This is a genomic window from Erythrobacter sp. LQ02-29, assembly GCF_022576075.2.
Taxonomy (GTDB): Bacteria; Pseudomonadota; Alphaproteobacteria; order Sphingomonadales; family Sphingomonadaceae; genus Alteriqipengyuania.
On the sequence record NZ_JANCNT010000001.1, the window covers coordinates 1,013,418 to 1,038,520 of the forward strand.

Annotated in this window: 27 protein-coding genes; 13 read left to right on the forward strand and 14 right to left on the reverse strand. The window is 67.5% G+C overall.

Annotated elements, in window-relative coordinates:
* The first annotated feature begins 65 nt into the window (after window positions 1-65).
* A complete protein-coding gene (locus MKP08_RS04955) occupies window positions 66-917 on the forward strand; it encodes a MaoC family dehydratase N-terminal domain-containing protein (protein WP_241555150.1) in 852 nt (283 codons plus the stop codon).
* Between the two features lie 2 nt (window positions 918-919).
* Here MKP08_RS04955 and MKP08_RS04960 read toward each other — a convergent pair whose 3' ends face one another.
* The 4 genes from MKP08_RS04960 to MKP08_RS04975 form a co-directional block, all read right to left on the reverse strand.
* Complete coding sequence (locus MKP08_RS04960; RefSeq protein ID WP_241555151.1) at window positions 920-1,441, reverse strand: molybdenum cofactor guanylyltransferase; 522 nt, start codon at window positions 1,439-1,441, stop codon at window positions 920-922.
* Complete coding sequence (gene fdhD, locus MKP08_RS04965) at window positions 1,438-2,238, reverse strand: formate dehydrogenase accessory sulfurtransferase FdhD (RefSeq protein WP_241555152.1); 801 nt, start codon at window positions 2,236-2,238, stop codon at window positions 1,438-1,440. The genes MKP08_RS04960 and fdhD overlap by 4 nt, the downstream gene beginning before the upstream one ends.
* 16 nt (window positions 2,239-2,254) lie before the next feature.
* Window positions 2,255-4,618 (reverse strand): DNA translocase FtsK 4TM domain-containing protein, encoded by a 2,364-nt coding sequence (locus tag MKP08_RS04970; RefSeq protein WP_241555153.1) that lies wholly within the window; start codon window positions 4,616-4,618, stop codon window positions 2,255-2,257.
* A gap of 78 nt (window positions 4,619-4,696) precedes the next feature.
* Window positions 4,697-5,230: a thiamine phosphate synthase gene (locus tag MKP08_RS04975; RefSeq protein ID WP_241555154.1), complete on the reverse strand. Its 534-nt coding sequence runs from the start codon at window positions 5,228-5,230 to the stop codon at window positions 4,697-4,699.
* Window positions 5,231-5,252: 22 nt separating this feature from the next.
* Between MKP08_RS04975 and MKP08_RS04980 the strand changes: the two genes are divergently transcribed.
* On the forward strand, window positions 5,253-5,915 hold the full coding sequence (locus MKP08_RS04980; protein ID WP_241555155.1) for a YggS family pyridoxal phosphate-dependent enzyme: 663 nt from the start codon (window positions 5,253-5,255) through the stop codon (window positions 5,913-5,915).
* 40 nt (window positions 5,916-5,955) lie between these two features.
* Here the strand turns inward: MKP08_RS04980 and MKP08_RS04985 are convergent, their stop codons facing one another.
* Window positions 5,956-8,715, reverse strand: coding sequence for a [protein-PII] uridylyltransferase (locus tag MKP08_RS04985; protein ID WP_241555156.1), 2,760 nt, complete (start codon window positions 8,713-8,715; stop codon window positions 5,956-5,958).
* Window positions 8,712-10,403, reverse strand: coding sequence for a class I adenylate-forming enzyme family protein (locus tag MKP08_RS04990; protein WP_241555157.1), 1,692 nt, complete (start codon window positions 10,401-10,403; stop codon window positions 8,712-8,714). The genes MKP08_RS04985 and MKP08_RS04990 overlap by 4 nt, the downstream gene beginning before the upstream one ends.
* Before the next feature lie 128 nt (window positions 10,404-10,531).
* Between MKP08_RS04990 and lgt the strand changes: the two genes are divergently transcribed.
* Genes lgt through MKP08_RS05005 form a run of 3 tightly spaced genes read left to right on the forward strand, consistent with a single transcriptional unit; the run spans window position 10,532 to window position 12,971 of the window.
* Window positions 10,532-11,425, forward strand: a complete 894-nt coding sequence (lgt, locus tag MKP08_RS04995; RefSeq protein ID WP_241555158.1) for a prolipoprotein diacylglyceryl transferase — start codon at window positions 10,532-10,534, stop codon at window positions 11,423-11,425.
* A complete protein-coding gene (locus MKP08_RS05000; protein WP_241555159.1) occupies window positions 11,418-12,491 on the forward strand; it encodes a class I SAM-dependent methyltransferase in 1,074 nt (357 codons plus the stop codon). Before lgt ends, MKP08_RS05000 begins: the two co-directional genes overlap by 8 nt.
* Window positions 12,492-12,542: 51 nt before the next feature.
* Complete coding sequence (locus MKP08_RS05005) at window positions 12,543-12,971, forward strand: DUF2147 domain-containing protein (protein WP_241555160.1); 429 nt, start codon at window positions 12,543-12,545, stop codon at window positions 12,969-12,971.
* Here MKP08_RS05005 and MKP08_RS05010 read toward each other — a convergent pair.
* Genes MKP08_RS05010 through MKP08_RS05020 form a run of 3 tightly spaced genes read right to left on the reverse strand, consistent with a single transcriptional unit; the run spans window position 12,968 to window position 16,863 of the window.
* Window positions 12,968-14,518: an ABC transporter permease/substrate-binding protein gene (locus tag MKP08_RS05010; protein WP_241555161.1), complete on the reverse strand. Its 1,551-nt coding sequence runs from the start codon at window positions 14,516-14,518 to the stop codon at window positions 12,968-12,970. The genes MKP08_RS05005 and MKP08_RS05010 overlap by 4 nt on opposite strands.
* On the reverse strand, window positions 14,515-15,285 hold the full coding sequence (locus tag MKP08_RS05015) for an ATP-binding cassette domain-containing protein (protein ID WP_241555162.1): 771 nt from the start codon (window positions 15,283-15,285) through the stop codon (window positions 14,515-14,517). Before MKP08_RS05015 ends, MKP08_RS05010 begins: the two co-directional genes overlap by 4 nt.
* A gap of 60 nt (window positions 15,286-15,345) precedes the next feature.
* Window positions 15,346-16,863: a replicative DNA helicase gene (locus MKP08_RS05020; protein ID WP_241555163.1), complete on the reverse strand. Its 1,518-nt coding sequence runs from the start codon at window positions 16,861-16,863 to the stop codon at window positions 15,346-15,348.
* Window positions 16,864-16,993: 130 nt separating this feature from the next.
* Here MKP08_RS05020 and MKP08_RS05025 point away from each other — a divergent pair, with 130 nt between their 5' ends.
* From MKP08_RS05025 to MKP08_RS05035, 3 genes are read left to right on the forward strand one after another with little or no spacing between them, the layout of a single operon-like run.
* Complete coding sequence (locus tag MKP08_RS05025) at window positions 16,994-17,476, forward strand: UPF0262 family protein (RefSeq protein WP_215229157.1); 483 nt, start codon at window positions 16,994-16,996, stop codon at window positions 17,474-17,476.
* Window positions 17,477-17,481: 5 nt separating this feature from the next.
* Entirely contained in the window at window positions 17,482-18,186 is a 705-nt protein-coding gene (locus tag MKP08_RS05030) for a glycoside hydrolase family 25 protein (RefSeq protein WP_241555164.1), read from the forward strand.
* A gap of 42 nt (window positions 18,187-18,228) precedes the next feature.
* Window positions 18,229-18,633, forward strand: a complete 405-nt coding sequence (locus MKP08_RS05035) for a cytidine deaminase (protein WP_241555165.1) — start codon at window positions 18,229-18,231, stop codon at window positions 18,631-18,633.
* 10 nt (window positions 18,634-18,643) lie between these two features.
* Here the strand turns inward: MKP08_RS05035 and MKP08_RS05040 are convergent, their stop codons facing one another.
* Genes MKP08_RS05040 through MKP08_RS05050 form a run of 3 tightly spaced genes read right to left on the reverse strand, consistent with a single transcriptional unit; the run spans window position 18,644 to window position 21,352 of the window.
* Window positions 18,644-19,621 carry an endonuclease/exonuclease/phosphatase family protein gene (locus MKP08_RS05040; protein ID WP_241555166.1) on the reverse strand — a complete coding sequence of 326 codons (978 nt, stop codon included), beginning with the start codon at window positions 19,619-19,621 and terminating at the stop codon, window positions 18,644-18,646.
* Window positions 19,611-20,744: a M14-type cytosolic carboxypeptidase gene (locus MKP08_RS05045; RefSeq protein ID WP_241555167.1), complete on the reverse strand. Its 1,134-nt coding sequence runs from the start codon at window positions 20,742-20,744 to the stop codon at window positions 19,611-19,613. The genes MKP08_RS05040 and MKP08_RS05045 overlap by 11 nt, the downstream gene beginning before the upstream one ends.
* Window positions 20,741-21,352, reverse strand: coding sequence for a DUF4136 domain-containing protein (locus tag MKP08_RS05050; RefSeq protein ID WP_241555168.1), 612 nt, complete (start codon window positions 21,350-21,352; stop codon window positions 20,741-20,743). The genes MKP08_RS05045 and MKP08_RS05050 overlap by 4 nt, the downstream gene beginning before the upstream one ends.
* 175 nt (window positions 21,353-21,527) lie before the next feature.
* Between MKP08_RS05050 and ykgO the strand changes: the two genes are divergently transcribed.
* Window positions 21,528-21,653 carry a type B 50S ribosomal protein L36 gene (gene ykgO, locus MKP08_RS05055; RefSeq protein WP_160735550.1) on the forward strand — a complete coding sequence of 42 codons (126 nt, stop codon included), beginning with the start codon at window positions 21,528-21,530 and terminating at the stop codon, window positions 21,651-21,653.
* Window positions 21,654-21,696: 43 nt separating this feature from the next.
* Complete coding sequence (locus tag MKP08_RS05060) at window positions 21,697-22,338, forward strand: HAD family phosphatase (RefSeq protein ID WP_241555169.1); 642 nt, start codon at window positions 21,697-21,699, stop codon at window positions 22,336-22,338.
* A gap of 4 nt (window positions 22,339-22,342) precedes the next feature.
* Here MKP08_RS05060 and MKP08_RS05065 read toward each other — a convergent pair whose 3' ends face one another.
* A complete protein-coding gene (locus tag MKP08_RS05065) occupies window positions 22,343-22,696 on the reverse strand; it encodes a hypothetical protein (RefSeq protein ID WP_241555170.1) in 354 nt (117 codons plus the stop codon).
* Window positions 22,697-22,868: 172 nt separating this feature from the next.
* Between MKP08_RS05065 and MKP08_RS05070 the strand changes: the two genes are divergently transcribed.
* Together MKP08_RS05070 and MKP08_RS05075 are read left to right on the forward strand one after the other, a co-directional pair.
* On the forward strand, window positions 22,869-23,393 hold the full coding sequence (locus tag MKP08_RS05070) for a helix-turn-helix domain-containing protein (protein ID WP_241555171.1): 525 nt from the start codon (window positions 22,869-22,871) through the stop codon (window positions 23,391-23,393).
* The gene (locus MKP08_RS05075; RefSeq protein ID WP_306300123.1) at window positions 23,394-23,645 is read left to right on the forward strand and encodes a hypothetical protein; all 252 of its coding nucleotides are present in this window, start codon (window positions 23,394-23,396) and stop codon (window positions 23,643-23,645) included.
* Window positions 23,646-23,704: 59 nt separating this feature from the next.
* Here the strand turns inward: MKP08_RS05075 and MKP08_RS05080 are convergent, their stop codons facing one another.
* On the reverse strand, window positions 23,705-24,487 hold the full coding sequence (locus MKP08_RS05080; RefSeq protein WP_241555172.1) for a hypothetical protein: 783 nt from the start codon (window positions 24,485-24,487) through the stop codon (window positions 23,705-23,707).
* Between the two features lie 104 nt (window positions 24,488-24,591).
* On the opposite strand from MKP08_RS05080, the gene MKP08_RS05085 reads away from it, so the two are divergent.
* On the forward strand, window positions 24,592-25,077 hold the full coding sequence (locus MKP08_RS05085; RefSeq protein ID WP_241555173.1) for a LuxR C-terminal-related transcriptional regulator: 486 nt from the start codon (window positions 24,592-24,594) through the stop codon (window positions 25,075-25,077).
* Window positions 25,078-25,103: the final 26 nt, after the last annotated feature.

The following is a 25,103-nucleotide window of genomic DNA, read 5'->3' on the forward strand; positions in this document are numbered from 1 at the left end:
GCCTTGCGCGGCCTGCGCCAAGCCCGTGCTGGTCTTCACCCATCGTGGCGGCTATTTCCGGAAGTATGACCGACGAGGAAATCCTAGAGCGCCACATCGGCCGCGAAGAAACCACCCGGGACCAGGTCGACCCCGAGCGCATGCGGCGGCTCGCCGCGTTGCTCGATCGCGACTGGGAGGAGAGCGATACACCCCCGCCGCTGGGGCATTTCGTCCTGTTCCGCCCCGATGCGCGCGAGTCGCGGCTGGGGGTAGACGGACATCCGATGCGCGAAGCGGAGGGCATGCTGCCCGCGATTTCGCTCCCGCGTCGCATGTGGGCGGGCAGCCGTATCCGGTTCGAAGCGCCGCTGACCACCGGCATGGCGCTGGTGCGGACGTCCCGGTTGACGAAGGCTGTGGCGAAGCGTGGTCGCTCGGGCGACATGGCCTTCTGCACCGTCGAACATTCGATCCGGGCGGAGGGCCAGGACGCCCCCCTGATCGTGGAGGAACAGGATCTCGTCTATCGCGAGGCGCATCGTAGCCCGGACCTCGCCGTGCGCCGCGCGCCGGAACCCGAATTCGCAGCCAGGCACACCGCAGGGTTCGCTCCCGGACCGGTCGAGCTGTTCCGCTACAGCGCGCTGACCTTCAACTCGCACCGAATCCATTACGATGCGGATTATGCGCGGTCGGTCGAGGGCTATCGCGACTGTGTGGTCCATGGTCCGTTGCTGGCGACGAAATTGTTCGAGCATCTCGAGACGATCGCCCACGGGCGCCGGATCGCCGAATTCGCCTTCCGCGCCGTCTCGCCCAGCTTCGTGGGGGAGGATCTGACGTTGGGCGCGGCGATCGACGGGGATGCGGCACGGTTGATCGTCACCCACGGCGATGGCGTCGCGGTGACGGGCGAAGCAACGCTCGGCAGTTGAGGTCAATCGCCCTGCAGCGCCACGAGATCGGCGCGGGTGTTGATATTGGCGGGTATCTCGCCCACCACAGCACGCGCCCCGCACGCCTGTGCCAGCGCCCGCATCGAGTGCTTCCCGTCGCCTGCGAGGATCGCCTCGACCGCTTCGAGCGCCTCGACCGGCCAGCATCCGATCACCGGCTGGCTGGCGAGGTAGGCGGGAGCTGGGGCGAGCATGTCGCGTAGGTTTTCGGGCAGGCCCGGCGCGTCGAGGCCACAGGTCAGCACGCAGGCGAAGCCATGCTCGCGCGCGTATCGCAGCGATCCGGCGATGCCGCCCAGTGGCCCCATTCCGGGACCCGGATAGTCGGGCGTGGACGCCATGTCGGCCATCTCTCGCCCGACGACCACCACGCGCTCACACTGTATCGCGAGCGCAGTGACGGCATGACCGAGCAGCGTCTGTCCGTTCAGCCGGGCGAGTGCCTTGTCGCTGCCGAAGCGGCTCGCCCGGCCACCCGCAAGCACCGCGCCGAGCATATTCATGCGAACAGGCCGTGCGGATCGTGCGCCACCAGCGCGGTGTCGTCGCGGGCGAGCGCAACCAGGGTCAGTCCGGCGCTGCGAGCGCGGTCCACCGCGAGGCTGGTCGGGGCGGAGATGGTCACCAGCAAAGGGCACCCGGCGCGCACCGTCTTCTCGACCAGTTCGTAGGAGCAGCGCGCGCTCAGCACCACGAAACCATCCTCCATGTCGAGCCCAACCTGCGCGCAATGGCCCACCAGCTTGTCGAGCGCGTTGTGCCGCCCGACATCCTCGCGCGCGGCGAGGATCGTCCCTTCGGCATCGGCGAAGGCAGCGGCATGCACCGCCCCCGTTTCGCGCGATAGGGGCTGATGTTTGCGCAACGCACCCAGGGCGGCGATTAGTGCCTCTCGGTTGGCAAGTGGTCTGGCGGTGAGGGGAGGGAGAGGTCGCAGCACGTCCTCGATGCTTTGCAAGCCGCATAGTCCGCAACTGCCCTCGGTCACGCGCAACCGGACCCGGTCTCGCAGCGGCTCGGCACGGGTCGGCGGCAAGTCGGCCCGCACGATCACACCGCCATCGATTTGCGCGACCGTAACCTCTCCCAGCTCATCCGGCGTACCGATCAACCCCTCTGACAGCGCGAAGCCCAGCGCGAAATCCTCCAGCTCGGTCGGTGTCGCCATCATCACCGCGTAGGCGAGACCGGCGAATTCGAACGCCACCGGCACCTCCAGCGGCACCGCGCGCGTAATGTCGCCCGCGCCGGCGCCCGCCATGCCGATCTCTTGAAAGGTGAAGTCGCGGCTGCCGCTCATGCTGGCAGGTGCACCGTCAGAGCGGACTGCCGTCCCGGTCGCGGAAAATCTCGCGGCGGCCGACGTGATCGGCCGCACCGACCAGCCCTTCGCCCTCCATCCGCTCGATCCACTTGGCGGCGGTGTTGTAGCCCACGCCCATCTGCCGCTGGAGCCACGATCCGCTCGCCTTCTGGTTCTCGAACACGATCTGGCATGCCTGGCGGTACTTGCGCTCTTCCGGATCGTCGCTCGCGGTCAGCTCGTCGTCGAAGCCGAAACCGCCGTCCTCAGGTTCTTCGGTGACGGCATCGACATATTCGGGCTTGCCCTGGCCGCGCCAGTGATCGGCAACCCGCTCGACCTCTTCGTCGGAAACGAACGGGCCGTGGACGCGGATCATCGCGCCGGTATTGGGCTTGTACAGCATATCGCCCTTGCCCAGCAGCTGCTCGGCACCCTGTTCGCCCAGGATGGTGCGCGCGTCGATCCGGCTCGTCACCTTGAAGCTGATGCGGGTCGGCAGGTTCGCCTTGATCACGCCGGTGATGACGTCGACCGAGGGGCGCTGGGTCGCCATGATCAGGTGGATGCCCGCCGCGCGGCTTTTCTGCGAGAGGCGCTGGATCAGCACCTCGATCTCCTTGCCGACGGTCACCATGAGGTCGGCCAGTTCGTCCACGATCAGCACGATGAGGGGCAGCGGCTGGTAATCGAGCTGCTCCTCCTCGTACAATTCCTCGCCGGTGTCGGGATCGAAGCCGGTGGAGACGCGGCGGCCCAGCGGCTTGCCCTTGGCCGCCGCCGCGCGGACCTTCTCGTTGAAGCTGGAAAGGTTGCGCGAATTGATGCTGCTCATCATGCGATAGCGCCGCTCCATCTCCTCCACCGCCCATTTGAGCGCGCGCACCGATTTGTGCGGCTCTGTCACCACGGGGCTGAGAAGGTGGGGAATATCGTCGTAGGTCTTGAGCTCCAGCACCTTGGGATCGATCAGGATCAGGCGGCATTCGTCGGGCGTGAAGCGATAGAGGAACGACAGCAGGATCGCGTTGAGCCCAACCGACTTGCCCGAACCGGTTGTACCCGCGACCAGCAAATGCGGCATCGCTGCCAGGTCGGTGACGATCGGCTCGCCCGAAATATCCTTGCCCAGGATCATCGGCAGGCCACCCTTCGCATCGGCGAAGGCGGCGCAGCTCGCCAGTTCCTTGAAATTGACCATCTGGCGGTGGGCGTTGGGCAGTTCGATACCCATCACGGTCTTGCCCGGGATGGGCGAGACGCGGGCACTGATCGCGCTCATATTGCGGGCGATGTCTTCAGCCAGGCCGATGACGCGGCTGGCCTTGATGCCCGGCGCGGGTTCCAGCTCGTACATGGTGACGACGGGGCCGGTGCGGACCGCGGTGATCTCGCCCTTGACGTTGAAGTCGTCGAGCACGGTTTCCAGCAGACGGGCGTTTCTTTCCAGCGCCATCTTGTCGAGCTTGGGCGCCGCGCTTCCATCGCCTTCTTCCAGTAGGTCGAGGCTGGGGAGGTCGAAGCTGGCGAACATGTCCCGTTGCTTCGCCGCCTTTGCGGGATCGGCCTTGCGCGGCGCGGCGCTGGGGGCGGCGATCTCGGGCGCGCGGCGCGCGGGGGCGGGGGAGGGCGCGTCTTCCCGCTCTCCTTCGCTATCCGTTGTCGGCGTGACCCGCTTCGCGCGGCGCGGCATGCGGGGCTTGCTCTCGCCCGGATCGCTCGCGGCCCGGTCGAGCGCGCGGCGATGGAGGAACAGCGGCAGGGTCAGCAACCCGCGCCAGTCGATCGCGAAGACGCGCGTCACCAGCGCCAGCCCGCCGCCCAACGCCAGCAGCGCCACGGCCAGGATCACCCAGCCGGCCGCACCGCCCGCCAGTCGCGTGGCGATCGCCGCGGTGGCCTTTGCCCCCAGCAGTCCGGTGATGCCGCCGAGCCCGGCGGGGAGCGAACCGCCCGGCCCATCGAAGGCGAGCGACAGCACGATCGACAGCAGCGCCATGCCCGCGACCAGTGTGAGCACCGGGCGCCACCAGCGCGTTTCGGTGTCGCGGTCTTCTTCCTCGACATCGCGCCACAGCTTGCGCGCGCCGACATAGAGCAGCGGCAGCAGCAGCGCACCGGTGATGCCGAACAGGAACAGGACACGTTCGGACGCCCATGCCCCGGCACCGCCCATCCAGTTGGCAACGGTGCCCGTGGCGGCCGCGGTGGAGGGGCTGGGATCGGTCTGGGTATAGCTGAGCATTGCGAGGCCGAGGAACAGCATCGCGCAGAACAATACCCCCGCGCCCGTCATCTGCGCCGCGCGGCGCAGGCTGCGACGGAAGGCCGCGCGAACGTCGGCGGCGGATTGGGGCGAAAGTGCACGCGTAGCCATGGGGATCCTTGCAGGTCTCGGCGCTCATCATGAGTCCTGCCGGACTCCGGGTCAAGCTGGCTGCGGCGGAGCGAGGGCTCAGGACAGCCCGTCGATCGCCGCCCAGAGAGCCCAGTCGAGCTGTCGCGCGCGCTCCGCCGTCATGCCGCCGAGTGCGATGACGGGGAGGCGGGTGGTCTTGGCGAGGGCGTGGAATCCGGCGACGCCCAACGTTTTGGCGTCCGCATGCGATCGCGTCGGGAAGACCGGCGAAAGAATGATGGCATCGGCTTTGGCCGCTTCGGCCTGCGCTATCTCGTCCGCATCGTGCGCAGTGGCGATCCGCAGCAGTTCGGACGGTGGGCCGAGACGGTCGGGGGGAGCGTAAGCGCCGTCGGCTCCCCATGCGGCGGCGGTTTCCGCGCCGCCCGAGAGGACGATCGCGTGCCCATTCTTCCGTGCGAGTGCCGCCAGCGCATCGAACCGCTGCCGCCGCGCCGCGGCATCGAGATGGTAGTGCCGGAACACCACCGCGGACCGGGTCGGCAAGCGCATGATCGCCTGTTCCAGCCGCGCATCGTTGCGCACATCGGTCAGCAGCCACAGCATCGGCAGGGGGTGGATCGCGGGCATCGCGCGGCTATAGGCTCGTGCGATGGAAAGCGCAGCCTCCCGCCTCGAAGATGTCGAGTCCCGCATCGCGAAAGCGTCCAAGATCGCCCGACGCGCGCGCGACGAAGTGACGCTGATAGCGGTCAGCAAGACCCACGACGCGCAGGCGATTCAGCCGCTGATCGACGCAGGCCAGCGGGTTTTCGGCGAGAATCGCGTGCAGGAAACGGAGGCGAAGTGGCCCGCCCTGCGCGAGCGGCATCCCGATATCGAACTCCACATGATCGGCTCCCTCCAATCGAACAAGGCCGAAGATGCGGCGCGGAAGTTCGACTTTATACACTCGCTGGACCGGCCAAGTCTGCTGAAGGCGCTCGCCAAGGCATACGACAAGACCGGACGCCGCGTTCCGTGCTTCGTGCAGGTCGATGTGGGGGAGGAGGAGCAGAAGGGCGGCTGCCCGATTGCGGATCTGCCCGTGCTGCTGGCGCAGGCACGCGAGCTCGATGTGCCGGTAGTCGGGCTGATGTGCATTCCGCCGCTGGAAATCGAACCCGCGCCGTTCTTCGCCCTGCTCGACAAGCTGGCGCGCGACTACGGGCTGGAGGGGCGCAGCATGGGCATGAGCGGCGACTACGAAACTGCAGTGCAACTGGGCGCAACGCATGTGCGGGTTGGCACCGCGCTGTTCGGATCGCGGGATTAGGGCCTGAGCTCCAACGCGGTCGGACGCAGCACGGTACGGCTCAGGCCGTCTCCAGCTCCGCCTGCCGTTCGTCGCTGGCGGCTTCGGCCAGCGCGGTCTTCATCGCCTCCAGTCGCGCCTTGGCGGTGATCTTGTCGCCGGTCAGGTCGGTCACGTAGAACGTGTCCGCGGCGCGCTCGCCATAGGCGGTGATATGCGCCGAGTGGAGGATCGTGCGCTGCTCGAACAGCGCGCGGCCGAGGCGGTTGAGCAGGGCGGAGCGGTCGCGCGCGTTGACCTCGACCACGGTGAAGCGGTTGGAGGCTTCGTTGTCGACCGTCACCAGCGGTGCCACGTCGAAGGCACCGGCGCGTTTTCTCGGCAGCGGGCGCTGCGCCAGCCGGGGCACCAGCTCGCCGCGATTGGCCAGCGCCTCGTCGATCGATTTCTTCAACCGGGCGAGCTGCTCGTCCTCGCCGAAGGGGCGACCGACCGGGTCCTGCACCAGGAAATTGTCGACTGCCCAGCCGCTGCGCGTCGTGTGGATGCGCGCGTCGATGATGTTCGCGCCGGCGAGGTGGATGCCGCCCGCTATGCGGGTGAACAGGCCCGGATGGTCGGCGGCGATCACGGTGACCAGCGTCGCGCCCCGCTCCTCGTCGAACTCGGTGTGGATCGACAGCTCGTGGCTGGCATCGCGCGCCGCGTCGTATTGCACCAGATTGCGCGCGATGACGTCGGTCGGCTCGGCGATCCAGTAGGCGTCGGGCAGCAGCCCTTCATATTGTTCGAGCAGGTCCGCACGCTCGCCCAGCAGCTCGCGCACGTCGCGCATGCGCTGATCCACCCGCGCCTGCCGGTGGTTGACGGTGTGGCCCAGCCGCATCCGCTCGACCGAGGCATCGTAGAGCTGGCCGAGCAATTGCCCCTTCCAGCTGTTCCAGGTGCCCGGCCCGACCGCGCGAATATCGACCGAGGTCAGGATGGCGAGATGGCGCAGCCGCTCCACCCGCTGCACCTCGGCGACGAAATCCTCCACCGTCTTGGGGTCGGACAGGTCGCGCTTGAACGCGGTTTCGCTCATCAGCAGGTGATAGCGCACCAGCCAGGCGACGAGGTCGGTCTCCGCGTCGGTCAGGCCGAAGCGGGGGCACAGCGCCTCGGCGACTTCCGCGCCCAGAATCGAATGGTCGCCGCCACGACCCTTGGCGATGTCGTGCAGCAGGGTGGCGACATAGGCGACGCGCCGGTTCTCCACCTTCTTTATCAGACGGGTGGCGCGCGGATGGTCCTTCTCCAGCTCGCCCTTCTCGATCTGGCTGAGGAAGCCGATCGCGCGGATGGTGTGCTCGTCCACCGTGTAGTGGTGGTACATGTTGAACTGCATCTGCGCGTTGACGCGGCCGAAATCGGGCACGAAGCGGCCAAAGACGCCCGCCTCGTTCATCCAGCGCAGGACCTTTTCCGGGTCGTTCCTGCCCGCGAGCAGATCGAGAAACAGCGCGTTGGCGCGCGGGTCGTTTCGCGTCTCTTCCCGGATGAAGCCGCTGTCGCGATCGGCCTGGCGCATAGTGCGCGGGTCGACCTCCAGCTCGTGCTCCTCGGCCAGCTGGAAGATTTCGATCAAGCGTACCGGATCCTTCTCGAACCACTCGTCGGACGGGGCGGCGATGCGCCCGCCCTCGACGCGATAGCCCTTCACCTGGCGCGGACGGGCGCGGAATCCGGCGAAGAAGCCGCTACGCGCGGTCTTTTTGGCGAAGCCGTCCTCGATCTGCGCCAGGAATACTCCGGTCAGCGAGCCCACCCGCTTCGCCTGCAGGAAGTAATATTGCATGAAGCGTTCGACCGAGCTCTTGCCGCGCCGGTCGGCGAACTGCATCCGCCCCGCCACCTGTTTCTGCAGATCGAAGGTCAGCCGGTCTTCCGCGCGTCCGGTGATGTCATGCAAATGGCACCGCACCGCCAGCATGAACCCCTCCGCCCGGCGGAAGGAGCGGTATTCGGCATCGGTGAACAGGCCGGCATCGACCAGTTCCGCCGCGCTGCGCACGCCGTGCACATACTTGCCGATCCAGTAGAGCGTCTGCAGGTCGCGCAGGCCGCCCTTGCCTTCCTTCACATTGGGCTCGACGACATAGCGCGTGTCGCCCATCCGCTTGTGCCGCGCGTCCCGCTCGGCCAGCTTCTCGGACACGAACTGACGCTCGGTACCCTTCACGACCTCGGCCCTATAGCGCGCCGCGGCGGCGTCGTAGAGGTCGCGGTCGCCCCACAGGAAGCGCCCTTCGAGCAGGGCGGTGCGGATCGTCAGGTCTTCCTTCGACATGCGGATCACGTCGTCGGGGGTGCGGCTGGAATGGCCGACCTTCAGGCCCAGGTCCCACAGCAGGTACAGCATCGCCTCGGTCACCTGCTCGCACCACGGCGTGCGGCGGGCGGGGTGAAGGAAGGCGATGTCCACGTCCGAATGCGGCGCCATTTCCGCCCGGCCGTAGCCACCCACCGCCATGACCGCGATCCGTTCGGAGGCGGACGGGTTGGCGACGGGATGGACGTGCTGAACCACGTAATCGTGGATCAGCCGCACGATCTGGTCGATCAGGAAGGCGTAACCGGCGGTGATCTGATGCCCGGCGGACGGCTGATGTTCCAGCCGCGTGCGCATTTCCACCCGCCCGGTATGGAGCGCGTTGCGCAACAAATGGAGCACGCCGGCCCGCGCGTCCTTCTCCTCCCGCTCGATCACCTGTTCGATGGCGGTGGAAAGGGCGCGCCGGTCGATCACGGCGCGCTGGTTGGGGATCTTCAGATTATTCAATCGCCGAGGATTTCCTTGGTGTAGTGGTCGCGTAGGGTACGCTTGTCGATCTTTTGCGTGCCCAGCCGGGGCAGCGGCTCATGCGCCTGCCAGATTTTCTCCGGCCGCTTGAAAGGTGCCAGGCGCGTCTCGAGGAAGCTGCTCAGCTCGTCCGCGGACACGCTGTGCCCTTCCTTTGCCAGATAGGTAGCGCCGACGATTTCGCCATAGCGTTCGTCGGGCAGGCCGAACACGGAACATTCGGCGATGCCTTCGCAGCCGTATATCGCTTCCTCCACCTCGATGCACGAGATGTTCTCGCCGCCGCGGATGATGATGTCCTTCTTGCGGTCGACGATGAAGAGATAGCCGTCCTCGTCGAAGCGCCCGAGGTCCCCGGTGCGGAAGAACATATCGTCGGTGAAGGCCGCCCTGGTCGCTTCCTCGTCGTTCCAGTAGCCGATGAAGTTGCACGCAGTGCGCAGGCAGATTTCGCCGATCGATCCCTGCGGCAGCCGGTTTCCGTCATCGTCCATGATCGCCATGTCCACCAGCGGACGGCTCGGCTTGCCGGTGCTGTTGGGCTTGGCCATGTAGTTCTCGTTGAAATTGCCGCAGCCAACCGCGTTGGTTTCGGTGAGGCCGTAGCCGAGCAGGGGGAAGCCTTCGGGAAACGCTTCCTTGATCTTCGCCACATGGTCCGCCGGGCGCGGTGCGCCACCGGCGGCGAAGCTGCGGCAGGTGGACATGTCGAACCGGTCGCGTTCGGGATGGGTCGCCATCTCGTAGGTCATCAGCGGGACGCCCGCGAAGTAGGTCACGCGCTCCTGCTCGATCAGCCGCATCGCTTCGGCCGCGTCCCACTTCGCCATCAGCACGATCTTGCGGCCCAGCGCGTAGCTTTGCAGGAACAGCGGCACTTCGCCGGTAACGTGGAACAGCGGCACCGCGATCAGAGTGCACGGCTGTTCGCTGGGAGCGTCCCCGGTGGCCTCGAGATAGCTTTTCGCCATCAGCGATTGCAGCGCGTAGCTCATGGTGCCGTGGACCACCCCGCGATGGTCCGAATAGGCGCCCTTGGAGCGGCCGGTGGAGCCCGAGGTGTAGAGAAGGGTCGCATAATCGTCCGGGCCGACCTCGGGCAGCGATGTCGCATCGGGATCGCCCCAGACGGCGGCGAGACCTTGCGCCGGCGCCTTGTCGTGTTCGAGCGGCAGCAGGGTGGCACCGTGATCGATCCCGTCGAGCCGCGCGGCGCGCTGGCGATCAGCCAGCACCAGCCGGGAATCGACCATGTCGATCGCGTCGGCCATTTCCTCGCCATTGGAGAAACCGTTGACCAGCGTGGCGCAGCCGCCCGCCATCATGATGCCCATATAGGCGACGATCCAGTTGACCGAATTGCGCGCCGCGATCCCGACCCGGTCGCCCTTGACCACCCCGTGGCTCGCGATCAGGCCCGCCGCGACGTGGCGTGCCGCATCGAAGGCCTGGGCGAAGGTCAGCCGGTTGTCCGCATCGACCAGGAATTCCAGGTCGGCATGCTCCGCGCAATAGTGCGCGAAATAGTGCACCATGCTGGGCGGCGCGTTCTTCAGCACCGGCATCTGCGCGCCGTTGCGCGTGAACGGAACGGTTTCCGCCGGGGCCCCCGGTGCGGTCATCTTGTCCATGATGGCATCGAGGGAATTGTCGAGCTGGGTCGGCATGGTCTCTCCTGGTCGTCGTTCGCCCCGTCCGGTAAACGCGCAGGGTTTCTTCGGGCTCCGGCATGTGCCAAAGCCCGCCCCAGCAAATCCGACGGGTTTCTTGCTGCTACCGATAAGGGGTCTCGCGCGTGCTGTCACTACTGGCCGGGGCTGTGGCCCAGCATCCGATCTACTGGGCCGATCTGGGCCTGCGGCCCGGCATCGATCTCGGCTTCTTCACGCTGCGCTTCTATTCGCTCGCCTACATCGCGGGCATCGTGCTGGGCTACTGGCACCTCAGCCAGATGGTGAAGGCCCCCGGCGCACCGATGGCGCAGCGGCATGCGGAGGATCTGTTCTTCTACTGCACGCTCGGCATCATCCTGGGCGGGCGGCTGGGCTTCGCGCTGTTCTACCGCCCCGAACTGTTCACCGATTTCAGCCATCCCGGCTGGATGCCGTGGGGCCTGTTGCGGCTGTGGGACGGCGGGATGAGCTTCCACGGCGGGGTGTTGGGCGTGCTCGCGGCGATCGCCTTCGTCAGCTGGCGCGGCCAGCTCAACTGGATTCGCGTGTGCGACTACATCGCGGTCAACGTCCCGTTTGGGATGTTCTTCGGCCGGATCGCGAACTTCATCAATGGCGAGCTCTACGGCCGCCCGACCGATGTGCCATGGGCGATGATCTTCCCGACCGACCCGCTGCAGGTGCCGCGCCATCCCAGCCAGCTCTACCAGGCGGCGCTGGAGGGGCTGGTGCCCGCGATCGTGCTGCTGTGCGTGTTCTGGTACACCAAGGCGCGGTGGCGGCCCGGCCTGCTGGTCGGCCTGTTCACGGTGTTCGTCGCGGGTGCGCGCTTCATCAACGAATTCTTCCGCGCGCCGGACAGCTACCTCGCCTATGTGGTCACGGAAACCGGGCTGTCGCGCGGGCAGTGGCTGTCGATCCCGATGATCCTGGTCGGGCTGGCGATCATGGCGTGGTCGCTCTGGCGCCGCCCGACCGTGACCAAGCCCGTGGGAGATACGCGCCTCGATGCCTGACGAGCCGGGCGTGGAGGAAGGGGTGCGCGATACCGCAGCGCGCTTCCGCCGCCTGATCCGCACCCACGGGCCGATCCCGGTCTCGCAGTTCATGGGCGAGAGCAATGCGCGCTATTACGCGGCGCGCGACCCACTGGGCGAAGCGGGCGATTTCACCACCGCGCCGGAAATCAGCCAGATGTTCGGCGAGCTGGTCGGGTTGTGGCTGGCCGATCTGTGGATGCGCGCGGGCAAGCCGGAACGTGCGCACTATGTCGAGCTCGGCCCCGGACGCGGAACGTTGGCGAAGGATGCCCTACGCGCGATGCGGCAGGTCGGCCTCGCGCCAGAGGTGCATCTGGTGGAGGGTTCGCCCGCCTTGCGTGCGGTACAGGCGCAGGCCGTGCCGGAGGCGCATTTTCACGACGATCCCGCCAGCGTGCCGGAGGATGCGCCGCTGCTGCTGGTCGCGAACGAGTTCCTCGATGCCCTGCCGGTGCGCCAGCTGGTCCGGTCCGGGCCGGGCTGGCGCGAGCGGATGGTGGGGCTCGACGGCGAGGCCTTCGTCTTCGTCGCTGGCGACCGACCGATGGACAGCGCCGTGCCGCCGGAACGCCGCGACGCGCCCGAGGGGACGATCATTGAAACCAGTCCCGCCGCGGCGGCGAGCATGCAGGAGATCGCGCGGCGACTGGCGGCGCAGGGCGGTGCGGCGCTGCTGATCGATTACGGATACGACGCGCCGCGCACCGGCTCCACGTTGCAGGCGGTGAAACGGCACGAGAAGATCGGTGTCTTCGCGCATCCGGGAGACTCCGACCTGACCGCGCATGTGGACTTTGCCGCGCTGCGCGATGTGGCCCATGCGCATGGCGCGCGCTGGGACGGTACGACCGCGCAGGGCTGGTGGCTGCGCGCGCTGGGTATCGACGCGCGCGCCGCCGCGCTCGCCCGCTCCGCTCCGGACCGCGATGAGGAGATCCGGGCCGCGCATCGCCGCCTCACTGACCCGAAAGAGATGGGCGCGCTGTTCAAGGTGATGGCGATCGCCTCTCCCGACTGGCCGGAAGGGGCGGGGTTCGGCTAAGGTATCCGGCGCGGGGCCATGGACGCTCGCACTTTTCCGGAAGGATTGCCGATGAGATCTCATTTCACCGTCGCCGCACTCGCGCTTTCACTCGCGACCCCGACCGCAGCCGCGCTGGCGCAGGAATCGGTCGCCGGCCGCTGGATCACGCAGGATGGCGATGCGATCGTGGAGATCGGGCGCTGCGGCGAAAGCGTGTGCGGCAAGGTCGTTAAGTTCCTGAAGCCGCCGCCCCAGGGCGTGGGCCAGCGTGACGTGAACAATCCCGATCCGAAGCTGCGCAGTCGCCGTCTTCTCGGTATGGCGGTGCTGACGGGCTTCCGCCCCTACAAGGGCGACGAGTGGAAGGGCGAGATCTACGATCCGAAGGCGGGCAAGACCTACAGCTCCCGCCTCCAACGCGCGGACGCCAACACGCTGACGGTGAAGGGCTGCGTCGGCCCGTTCTGCAAGTCGCAGACCTGGAAGCGCGCCCGCTAGTCCAGCCCGATCCTGCGGGCGAGCCATTGCGCGGCCTGCTGGGGCGAGACCTTCTTCGCATCGGTGCGGTCGACCGAGAGGTTCGCCTGCCGCATCGTTTCGACGTCGATCGCGCCCAGCAATGGCTGCAGCGCCGCGCGCAACCGCGCATCGTCGGCCACGGTCGGTGCGAGCAGGATCAGCGCATCGTAGCTCGGCAAGGCGCCTTTCGGATCGGCCAGCGTCACCAGGCTGTCCGCCGCGATCCGCCCGTCGGAACTGTAGGCGCTAATGACGTCGGCCTCGCCCGATTTCAGCGCATTGTACATGAAGGTGGGTGAAAAGGTGCGCGCGTCGCCGAACCGCAGGCCGTAGGCGTCCGTCACCGCGACCCATTCGGGCCGCTCGAACCATTCGGGATCGCCGCCGATCACCAGCCGGGGGGCGAGGGGCGCGAGGTCGGCGATGGACGAAATGCCCAGCGCGCGGGCTCGGTCCTGCCGCATCGCCAATGCATAGGCGTTCTCGAAACCCAGCCGACCGAGCACGGTCACACCCGCTTTCTGCTTCTCCCAGTCGACGATGGTGCGGTACATCGCCTCGCGCCCCGGATTGTCCTCCCGCTTCAACTCGTTGGCCCACAGGGTGCCGGTGTAATCGACCGCGATATCGATCGCGCCGCTCGCAACCGCCTGCTGCACCACCGCCGAGCCGAGCCCGTCGCGATAGTCGACCCGGTAGCCCGCGCTCTCCAGCCGGTCGCCGATCAGGCGCGAGAGGATGTATTGCTCGCTGAACGGTTTGGACGCGATGGTGATCGTTCGCCCTTCCCCGCGCGGTGTGGGGCCGTACAGGACCCAGGCAGAGGCGGCGATGCCGAGCGCCGCGATGCCCAGCCCGGTCCAGACCAACCAGCGTTTGCGGCTGGCGAAGCCGCGCTCGATCGTGCCCAGCAGGGCGTCGGCCACCATGGCCAGCGCCGCGCTGGCGACGCAGCCCGCCAGCACCAGCGTCCAGTTCTGCGTCTGCAACCCGGCGAAGATCGGATCGCCCAGGCTCGGCTGGCCGATCGTGGTGGAGAGCGTCGCCGCGCCGATGGTCCATACCGCCGCAGTGCGGATGCCCGCCATCACGTAGGGCGCGGCCAATGGTGCCTCGACCAGCCGCAGCTTTTGCCACCCGCTCATGCCGACGCCGTCCGCCGCCTCCAGCACGCCGGGCTCCATATGCTCGCGCGCGGTGACCGCGTTCCGCAGGATCGGCAGCAGCGCGTAGAGCGACAGCGCCAGCAGAGCGGGCAGGAAGCCGAGCGTGGGCAGCCCGTCGCCGAACAGGCCGCGCGCGAACAGCAGGACGGGGAAGAACAGGGCGAGCAGCGCCAGCGCGGGGATCGTCTGGACCAGACTGGCGAAACCCAGCGAAAGGCGCGCCACGGCGGCGTTGCGGCTCGCCCATAGGGCCAGCGGCAGTGCCACCGCGATGCCCAGCGCGATCGCGGCGGAGGCGAGCACGACATGCGCGGCGAGCTTGTCGCCGAGCCCGAACAGCGTGGCCCAGAACCCGCTCAAATCTCCAGTTCCGCCAGCCGCTCGGCCTGCGCGCGCGGCACCGCGACGAAGCCTTGCGCGACGGCGCCGCCCGCCCCGTTGACCAGTGCGCGCGGTTCCTCGTCGGCGACGACGCGTCCGCCATCCATCACCAGCACGCGATCGGCCAGCAGCAGCGCCTCGGCCATGTCGTGCGTCACCATCACGCTGGTGAGGTCGAGATCGCGGTGCAGCTTACGCACCCGCTCGCCCAGCTGGTCGCGCGTGACGGGGTCGAGTGCGCCGAACGGCTCGTCGAGCAGCAGCAGCACCGGATCGCCCGCCAGCGCCCGCGCCACGCCGATGCGCTGGCGCTGCCCGCCCGACAGCTCGCTCGGCATGCGGGTGGCATAGCTGCCGTCCAGCTCCACCAGTTCGAGCAGTTCGGCAATCCGGTCGGACCCGATCCGATCGCCTGCCAGGCGCGGAATGATGCCGATATTCTCGGCCACGGTCATATGGGGGAAGAGGCCGATCGACTGGAAGACGTAGCCGATCCGGCGGCGCAGCTTCGCGGGCGGCAGGCTGGCGACGTCTTCGCCGCGCAGGAGCACGCGCCCGCTATCGGGCACCACCAGCCGGTTGACCGTCTTCATCAGCGTCGACTTGCCCGAGCCCGACGCACCGACCAGCGCGACGAAACTGCCGCGTGCTATATCGATCGAGACATCGTCCACCGCGCGGACGCTGCCGAAGCGCTTGGAAACGCCTTCGAAACGCAGCGCGGTGTCGGTTTCCCCCTTGGCCATCGCCCGACCGTCGCAGGCGGGCGGGCCGGGCGCAAGCGAATCAGTCGCCGGTCTCGATCGTCAATCGTAGTCGCTGGCACGCATGTCCTCGGCGAGGTCGGAGAAGCGGGTGATGCGCGGCTCGAACTTCAGCCGCACCTTGCCGGTGGAACCGTGGCGCTGCTTGGCCACGATCAGCTCGGCCAGGCCATAGACCTGTTCCATCTGCGCCGCCCATTGCGCGTGTTGTTCGTGGATCGCCTGATCGTCCGCCTCGGTGGGGCGCTTGGGCTCCTTCGCGGCGACGTAATAGTCCTCGCGATAGACGAACCAGACCATGTCGGCGTCCTGCTCGATCGAGCCCGATTCGCGCAGGTCCGACAGCATCGGGCGCTTGTCGTCGCGCTGTTCGACCGCGCGCGACAGCTGGGACAGCGCGATCACCGGCACCTCCAGCTCCTTGGCCAGCGTCTTGAGGCCCCGGCTGATCTCCGAAATCTCGTTCACGCGGTTGTCGTTGGCGCGGCCCGAACCCTGCAGCAACTGGAGGTAGTCGACCACGATCAGGCCGATCTCGTGCTTCCTCTTCAGGCGCCGCGCACGGGTGCGCAGCCCCGCGATGGTGAGGGCGGGGGTGTCGTCGATGAACAGCGGCAGCTCGGCCAGCTTCTGGCTGGCGATGGCGAGCTTCTGAAAATCGTCGCGGCTGATCTTGCCCATGCGCAGCGCCTCGGAACTGATCTGCGCCTGTTCCGCCAGGATACGCGTGGCGAGCTGGTCGGCGCTCATTTCCAGGCTGAAGAAGGCGACGCCCGCACCGATCGATTCCTCGATCCCGTCGCGCCGGTCGCGCAGCAGCCGGTCGGCGCAGTTGAAGGCGATATTGGTTGCGAGCGAGGTCTTGCCCATGCCGGGCCGCCCGGCCAGGATGATGAGGTCGGAATCGTGCAGGCCGCCGACCTTCTCGTTGACGCTCGTCAGCCCGGTGGTCTTGCCCGAAATGCCGCCGCCCGCATTGATCGCGAGCTGGATCAGGCTCAGCGCCTTTGTCGTCGCGGCGGAGAACTTGCTCGCCTCGTTCGCGGTGATCGCGCCTTCGGCCACGGCGTAGAGCGAGGCCTCGGCCCGCTCGATCTGCTTCATCGGCTCGACTTCCTGCGAAGTGTCGAACGCCTCCTCCACCAGCCCGCGGCCCACGCTGATGAGCTCGCGCAGCAGGGCGAGGTCGTAGATCTGCTGGGCGAGGTCGCGCGCCGCCAGCAGCCCGGTACCGTCCTGCGTCAGCTGCGCGAGATAGGTCGTCCCGCCGAGTTCCTTGAGCAATTCGTCCCCTTCGAAATAGGGCTTCAGCGTCACCGGGCTGGCGGTGGCGTTGCGATCTATCAGCGTCAGCACGCGCTCGAAGATGCGGGCGTGGATCGGCGCGTGGAAATGCTCGGGCCGAATCGGGGCGGCCAGGTCCTCGACCACGCGATTGTCGATCAGCACCGCACCCAAGAATGCCGCCTCCGCCTCCAGATTCGCGGGCAGCGCGCGCGCGCCGGCAGCCTCGGCAGAGGATGCGATTTCGGGGCGTTCGAGCAGGGTATCTTGGGCCATGCGCTCTCTCATGCGGATCGCCCGGGATGCTGGCAAGCGATCCGGCAACACCCGCGCTGTGGAAAGCGGGGATGATGCGCGAGCCCCTTGCCGAGCGGTCGCTTCTTCTGCGATTGCGCTTCCCGAACCGATGGACCAGCACCGCATCTCTCACATCTCGCTCGACGAGGAGACCATCCTGTGGCGCAACGCCGATATCGAGCAGGAACGGCGGGTGGCGATCTTCGACCTGATCGACGAGAACACCTTCCGCCCGGTGCGCAGTGCGGAAAACGGGCATGACGGGCCGTACCGGCTCCAATTGAGCGTGGTCGATGGGCGGCTGAAGATGGACATCCGCTCCGACGACGACGAACCGCTGGAGGAGCTGCAGCTCGGCCTTGCGCGGTTTCGCCGCCCGATCCGCGATTACTTCGCCATCTGCGACAGCTATTATCAGGCGATCCGCAAGGCGACTCCGGCGGAAATCGAGACGATCGACATGGCCCGGCGCGGGGTCCACAACAACGCTGCCGAGCTGCTGATGGAGCGGCTGGAGGGGAAGGTGGAGACCGACTTCGCCACCGCCCGGCGGCTGTTCACGCTGATCTGCGTCCTTCACATCAAGGGCTGAGGGCGATGGCGCGCACCACGAAGAAGGCCAGGCGCTGGCGTGCGCGGATCATCGGTGCGCTGGTGCTCGTTGCATTGCTGGCTGCGGGCTGGGGGTGGTGGGAAATGCGCAACTTCCGCCCGGCGGAGGATGCCTATCCCGATCAGGGCGCTTTCGTGAGCGCGGAGAGCGGTGCGGTCGAGTTTCCCGTGCTGCACGCGATCGGGGCCGACTTCGTCTATCTGCTGGCGACGTCGGGCGCGGACGGGGAGGATCCGGCCTTCGCGCGCGATTACGCGGCGGCGCGCGCCGCCGGCCTGCAGGTCGGGGTGGTGCATGTGTTCGACCCGTGCCGGCTGGCGGACGGGCAGTCGGCTAATTTCGTCACCACCGTGCCGCGCGGCCAGGCCATGCTGCCGCCCGCGATCGCGCTGACAAAGACCGGCGAGGAATGCGACCCGCAAGTGGGCGACGCGCAGGTCGAAAGCGAGCTGATGACCTTCATCAACCAGATCGAGATGCATGTCGGCAAGCCGGTGATTCTGAAGGTCTCGCCCGAATTCGAGGACCGCTACACCATCGCCGCGCGGCTGGAGCGCCAGCTGTGGCTCACCCGCGACCGCTTCGCCCCGACCTATGGCGGGCGGCCCTGGCTGCTGTGGAGCGCCAACCACGCGCTCCCCACGCAAGCCGCCGACGAACCGCTCGAATGGGTGGTGGTGCAGCCGTAAGCGCGCTCGCCATTCGGCCGCGCACGCAGTAGGGCACACCGCATGACCGAAGACGACCTCATCGCCGCCGCGCGCGAAGCGGCGGAGCGCTCCTATGCCCCCTATTCGAACTTCGCGGTCGGCGCGGCGCTGGCTTTTGCCGATGGCTCGGTCGTGACCGGCACCAATATCGAAAACGCCAGCTACGGCCTGTCGCTGTGCGCCGAGACGGTGGCGGTGTCGAAAGCGATGGCCAATGGCGTGCGTGGCGGACTGGTGCGGGTAGCGGTGACCGGCCCCGGGGTGGAGCCGATCACCCCGTGCGGCCGATGCCGTCAGGTGCTGAACGAGCTGGCCCAGCTGGGCGGAACCGACCCGGAAATCCTGTGCGTCGGCCCGGAGCAGACGCATCGGGTAAAGCTGAGCGAGCTACTTCCGCGCGCCTTCGGACCTGCCAGCCTCGGCTGACGCGGGTCGGTTATCCCAGACACAGCCGCGCGCGCATCGGGCGGTGATCCGCGCCGACATCGCGGAGCACCGAGAAGCTTTGGACCTCCATCGCGTTCTTCACCAGAACCTGGTCGAGCGGCCATCCCAGCCATACATGACCGGCGGGAAAGGTCGGGAACGTCCCGCGTCCGATCCGCGGATCGCGATAGCCGCCCTCGTGCCGGAAACGGCTGGTGGTGCTCGACCAGGGGACATCGTTGAAATCGCCCATTACCAGCACATCGGCTAGTCGGTTCGGCGTGACCTGCCCCGCGCGGGCGATGTTGGCATCGCGCGTATCGGTATCCTGCCCCGGTCTGGGCGGGCGCGGATGAAGCCCCACGAACTCGAACCTTCGCCCGTTGGGTAGGCCCAGCGTCGCGTACATAGTCGGCGTGTCGGCGGAGGTGTTGGCCACCATTCGCGCCTGTTCGAGTTCCAGCCGGGTGGCGAAGATCATGCCGTAGGTGTTGTCGAGCGGCATGGCGCTCACATGGGCGAACCGGGCCAGTTCGTCGGACAAAGCGCTTTTCCAGGCGCCATCGGTTTCCATCAACAGCAGCAGGTCCGGCTCCTGCTCGCGGATCAGGGAGGCGACGCGCCCATACTGGTCGTTCGATTGTTTCACGTTGAGCGCAAGGGCGGTAAAGCACGCCCCCGCGCCGGTCTTGTGCGACAGACGGATCTGGTCGTTCGCCAGCGGGACATAAGGCCAGATACGCACCAGCTGGATCAGCACGGTCGCCACGAACAACGCGCCAACGGCATAGCCCGCCGGACGTTTGACCAGGACCGCCACGACCCCCAGCAGCAGCGCCAGCCAACCCCAGGGTTCGCGCAGGAAATCGAGCACCCGCACGAACCACTGGTTGGAATTCGACAGCGAAATCAGGCTGGCGACGAGAAAGACGGCTCCGACGACACCCAGGGTGACGACGGTAAAGTTACGTACCGGTTCAGCCTTCATCGAGCCATTCGAGCAGTGCGGCGAGGCAGTCGCGCGCCAGAGCCTTGCACCGCTCGGGGCTCCACCCCTGCGCCGGATCGGGCCAGTCGGCGTTGTCCTTGAACGGCATTTCCAAAGTCATCGCGGTCGCGCCGTAACGCTCGGCGACCTGGTTGGTGCTGATCGTCAGGTTGGCAGTGCCGGGCTTCGATTTGGGATAGCCCTTCTCGGCCTGGAAGTCGGGCGTGCGCCGGGCGAGGATACGCTGGAAGCGATAGAAGCGCTCGCCGCCCTCCTCGGTCCAGCTCGGGATGCCTTCGTACCCGGCGAGGAAATTGGCCGCGATCGCCTCGTCGCCGTGGACGTCCATCGCGAAATCGACGCCGGTCTGGTCCATCGCGTTGCGGATGGCGAGCACTTCGGGCGATTTTTCCGCGCTGGGGCTTTCCCATTCGCGGTTGAGATTGGTGCCAATCGCATTGGTGCGCAAATGCCCGCGGCGCGAACCGTCCGGATTGCAATTGGGCACGATGTGGAAACGGCACTTTTCACGCAGCGCGCGGGCGAGCGTGTCGGCCGGGTCGGTCAGGCATTCGAGCGCGCCCTCCATCCACCATTCGGCCATGCTCTCGCCCGGATGCTGGCGGGCATAGAGCCACACCTGTTTGTCGCCCTCGCCCATTTCGAGGCAATCGAGCGGCTGGCCGTCGAGCGTCGCGCCCAAGCGGCGATAGGCGACGCCCTCCGCCGCGGCGGCCTCGGCCACCAGATCGTGGTGCCGCTCCATCGAATAGGGCGCGAAATAGGCGAACCACGCGATATCGCTCGCGGGGGTATAGCGGATCGTGAGCGTGCCGTTTCCGGCATGCTTGTCGAAGGTCGTGTCGGCCCGTCCCCAGAAGGCGCGATCTTCCGACACGCAGGCGCGGTAGTCGGGCCAGCCCGCGGGATAGGCGCTGTCGTTGAGGCCGGTCAGCGTCAGTTCGAGCGCGCGCCCCGCGGCACCCGTCACCCGAAAATGGAACCACTGCGCGAATTCGCTGTCCTTATCCTTGCGCAAGGCGAGCTGCGCGCTCGCGCCGTCCACCGATTTGACTTCGATATTTCCGCTGTCGAACTGGGTATCGATCGCGATGTCGCTCACTCGGGCACCTCCACTCTTACTGTTTCGCCATTATTGCCGGGAAAGTTCTGGAACACGGCGTCCGCCAGCACCTGCGCGCTCCCGGCAGGGGTCGCGTAGCGCGATGCGGCGGGCGCGTCGAAATCGGCGCGGCCTTCCCACAGCACCTCGTTGGTCGCGCGGTCGCGGATCATCACGCCCAGCTGGGTTGCGATGCGCGGGCCGCCGCCGCCGCCCAGATTGATGCCGAGGCCGAGCCCCAGGCCCGAGCCATAGCTGCCGGTGCTACCGCCCACGCCGACGCTGACGGGGCCGCGCCGGCCCTGCGCGTCGATCTGCGAACGCTGGATGCGCACCTGCACCACCTGATCCGCCGTGCCGCGCGCCATTTCGCGATAGCCGATCCGGTTGAGCTGCGAGGCGACTGCGGAAATATAGGGGCTCATCGCCAGCCCGTCCTCCGGCGATCCGGGCGCCGCCTCGACGAAAGCGGTGCCGGTGCCCAGCCGCGCGGTCGCGCTTGGCTCGACGAAGCGGGTCACGTCGACCGGGCTGGGGCTGCCCATGGTCGCGCACGCGGCGAGGGTAATGGGCAGGGACGCGGCAAGCAGGGCGGACCGGATACGCATGGGAGGACTCCTCTCTCTTCCCCACCCAAACGCGCCGCCGGCGCTTCTGTGCCGAGCCGTGCTCTCGGCGGTTCGGCGCTTGACTCGCATCGGGCCCCCGATTATCCGCCCGCCTTGATTTTTGCGGCATCGCAGACCATCTGCGGTGCCGATTTCAATTCCCGGGAACGAAACCATGAAGATTCGCAACAGCCTCAAGTCGCTGAAGAACCGCCATCGCGATTGCCGCGTGATCCGCCGTCGCGGTCGCACCTACGTCATCAACAAGACGGTGCGCAAGTTCAAGGCCCGCCAGGGTTGATGGCGCGCGTCCGCATGCCGGACGCTTCGCAGAATCCGACAGCATGAGCGACCGGGCGGGCCCTTCCGCGCCGGTCGTTTCGCGTGTGGACGCGGTCGTCTTCGATGTCGGCCGCGTGCTGGTGCAATGGGATCTGCGTGTGCTGTTCGCGCAGGTGCTGGACGATCCGGACGAGATCGCGTGGGTCTATGCCCACGCCGTGACGGAAGCGTGGCACGGGCAGGTCGATCGCGGTCGCGCCCTTGCTGACATGGTGGCCGAACGCCGGGCGCTGTTCCCGCAATATGCCCCGGTGATCGAGGCCTACGCGACCCGCTTCCCGCAAAGCATTCCGGGGCCGATCGCGGGCACGGCCGAGCTGGTCGAGGCGCTGGCGGCGCGCGGGATGCCGCTCTACGCGATCACCAATTTCGGTGCCGAGTTCTGGGACCAGTTCGCCCCCGACTGGCCGGTGCTCGACCATTTCCGCGACATCGTCGTCTCGGGCTGCGAGAAGCTCGCGAAGCCCGATCCGGCGATCTACCGCCTTGCCGCGCGGCGGTTCGGCTACGCGCCCGAACGAATGCTGTTCATCGACGACAATGCCGACAATATCGCCGCGGCCCGGGCGCTGGGCTGGCAGGGGCACCACTTCCGCGATGCCCCGACCTTGGCGGTGGATTTGCGCGCACGGGCGCTGATCTAGCGCCTTATTTCGCGCAGTCGGCGATCTCTTCGGCGCTGAAATCGACACCTTCCACAGTGAAGCGAGTCACTTCGCCGGCCTTCTTCGCCAGATGGCGGCAGACGTGGATCGGGCGCAGATTGCTCTTCTTCGGAGCGGCGCAAACCGTATCCTGGCACGACCAAGCGGTGCCGCGCGCGATGATCGTCGCCTCGCCCGCAGGCTGGGCCAGCTCTGCGCGATAATAGGGGCCGCCATCGGCGGAGGCGGGCGCGGGGCTCAGCGCCGCGCCGAAGCTCAGCGCGGTCCAGCCGAGGGCGAGCCCGGCGATGGAGGCGCGGGTGGCGAGAGAGCGGTTCGATTTTGCGGGGTTCAGCATGGGTTGTCCTTCCTTCGTGCATCGAACCGCCGATGACGACGCAACGCTTTCGATCCGGTTCGAGTTGCGGATCGCCACCTATTATGAAAGGTAGCGGGTTGCAACCTGAAACGTATATTCCCTTGGGTGATTGCCTGCGCGGGCGTAGCGTGGCCCGTTCGAGAGGATTGCGATGAGCGACAAGGTACGAGAGCCCCTACGCGAACTGAGTGCCTGCGGCCTGCCCGAAGCGCTGGAGGTGATGGGCGAACGCTGGGCGTTCATGATCCTGCGCGCCAGTTTCAACGGGCTGCATCATTTCGAGGAATTCCTGAACGAGCTCGGCATCGCGCGCAATATCCTCTCCAACCGGCTGACCAAGCTGGTGGAGAACGGCATTCTCGATCGCGAGCCGCATCCCGAGGACCGGCGGCGGATCGAATATCGCCTGACGGAGAAGGGCAAGGACCTGCTCCCCGCCATGCTCGCGCTGCGCCAGTGGGGGCAGAAATACTCCGCCGAATGTACCCCGACCGACCCGGTTCTCGTCGACGAACGCGACCGCATGCCGGTCGGCCCGATCGCCCTGCTCGCCCATGACGGGCGGATGCTGACCGGCATGGACCTGACCATGATCGCCCGCGCCGACCTCCCCGAACGAGCCCGCGGCGTGCGCGAGGGCACGCTCGATGGCGAGTTGGCCGAGCCCGCCGAGTAGGTGAGCGAGGGGGACGACGGGCCGGAGCATACGCCCGATGGTCGCTACATCGTGGTCGATGGCGTGCTGTGGCGCGCGACCGATCCTTCCCTTTCCGAAGACCGCAGACAGGCCTTGGTCAACGACCTGATGGATGCCCGCCGCGCGGTCGGCGCAGCGAAGCGCGCCGGCGATGCCGGGGCTGAGAAAGCCGCCCGTGCAAAGGTACACGCGGCGAAAGTCGCGCTCGGTGAACGCGGCCCCGTCTGGTGAAGCGACGGCGCGCCCGACTACACGCGTCACAAGCTGGAGAACACGCCGTATTCGGAAGCCTAGGCCCGCGCCTCCCCGCCCGGATGCGATCCGGCGCGCTGCGGTATCAGCCACACTAGCAGCGCCACCGCCGCCAGCAGCACCAGCGAGGCGATCGGGCGGCTGAGTGCGAGCCCGCCTTTCGCCACCGGCTTGTCGAGGAAATCGCCCACCGTCGCTCCCAGCGGGCGGGTCAGCACGAACGCCGCCCAGAACAGCGCCACGCGGTTCGCGCTGGTGGTCAGATAAAGCAGCGCCAGGATCGCCAGCCCGCCGCCGAACAGCGCCGCCCCGCCCAGATAGCCCAGCCCGCCGGTATCCGCCGCCCAGTCGCCCAGCGCGGTGCCGAGCGTCTGCGAAAAGGTGATGGTTATCCAGTAGAAGGTCTCTGCCCGGGGGCTGTCGATCCGGTTGACCGAGACGGTGCCCATCGCGCGGTGCCATACCAGCAGGCTCAGCAGGACGAGCGCCAGCAGCAGGCTTGCCCCGCCGGGATAGCCGATCCCGATGGAGCGGGTCGCGAAATCCGCCATCGTCGTGCCCGCCGTGGTCGAGGCGATGATCGTCGCCCAGTACAGCGCGGGGCGGAACTTCGCCGCCCGCACCTGCCAGATCACCAGCGCGACCAGCGGCACCACGAAGATCGCGGTGCTGACGAGGTAGCCCAGGTTGAAGGTCATCGACAGCGTATCGCCGCCGGTTTCGCCGAGCGTTGTGGCGAGAATCTTCACGATCCAGAAGCCCAGCGTGACGGCGGGCACCTTGGACAGGGTGTCTGTGGCAATGTCTCGATCGGTGGTCATGGCGTACCTCGTGCTGCGTGTGAGCGGGGAGCTAGTGCCGGGCGCACGCAGCGGCCATAAGCAGGCGCTTACCCGAGAGGATTCCAGCGAAAGCGGATGCACGAATGACCACCCGAACCCTGCCGCAAGACGCCGTCGCGCCGCTCGCCATCGTGGCGGTGCAGCTTGCCGCCGCGCTCTATTTCGTAATCGACGGGGTGGCCGACTGGCTGGAGCTGGCGACGCGCGGTGCGGTGGGCGAGGTGCTGCTCGAATGCCTCGTCGCGCTGGCCCTGTTCCTCGCCGTGGCATTAGGCGCGAAGGTGCTGCGCGACACGCTGCGCCGCGCGGCGCGGCAGGAGGAGGCGCTGGCGATCGCGCGCGGGGCCATGGCCGACCTGCTGGACGCGCGCTTCGCCGCCTGGTCGCTCTCGCCCGCGCAGTGCGATGTCGCGGTCTTCGCGCTGAAGGGCTGCAGTGTCGCAGAAATCGCTGCGATGCGCGGCGCGGCAGAGGGCACCGTGCGCTCCCAGCTCAGCCAGGTCTATGCCAAGGCCGGCGTCACCAGCCAGGCGATGCTGATGGCGCTGTTTATCGAGGAGCTGGTTTAGCGTTGATGTGTTTAGCGTTGATGTAT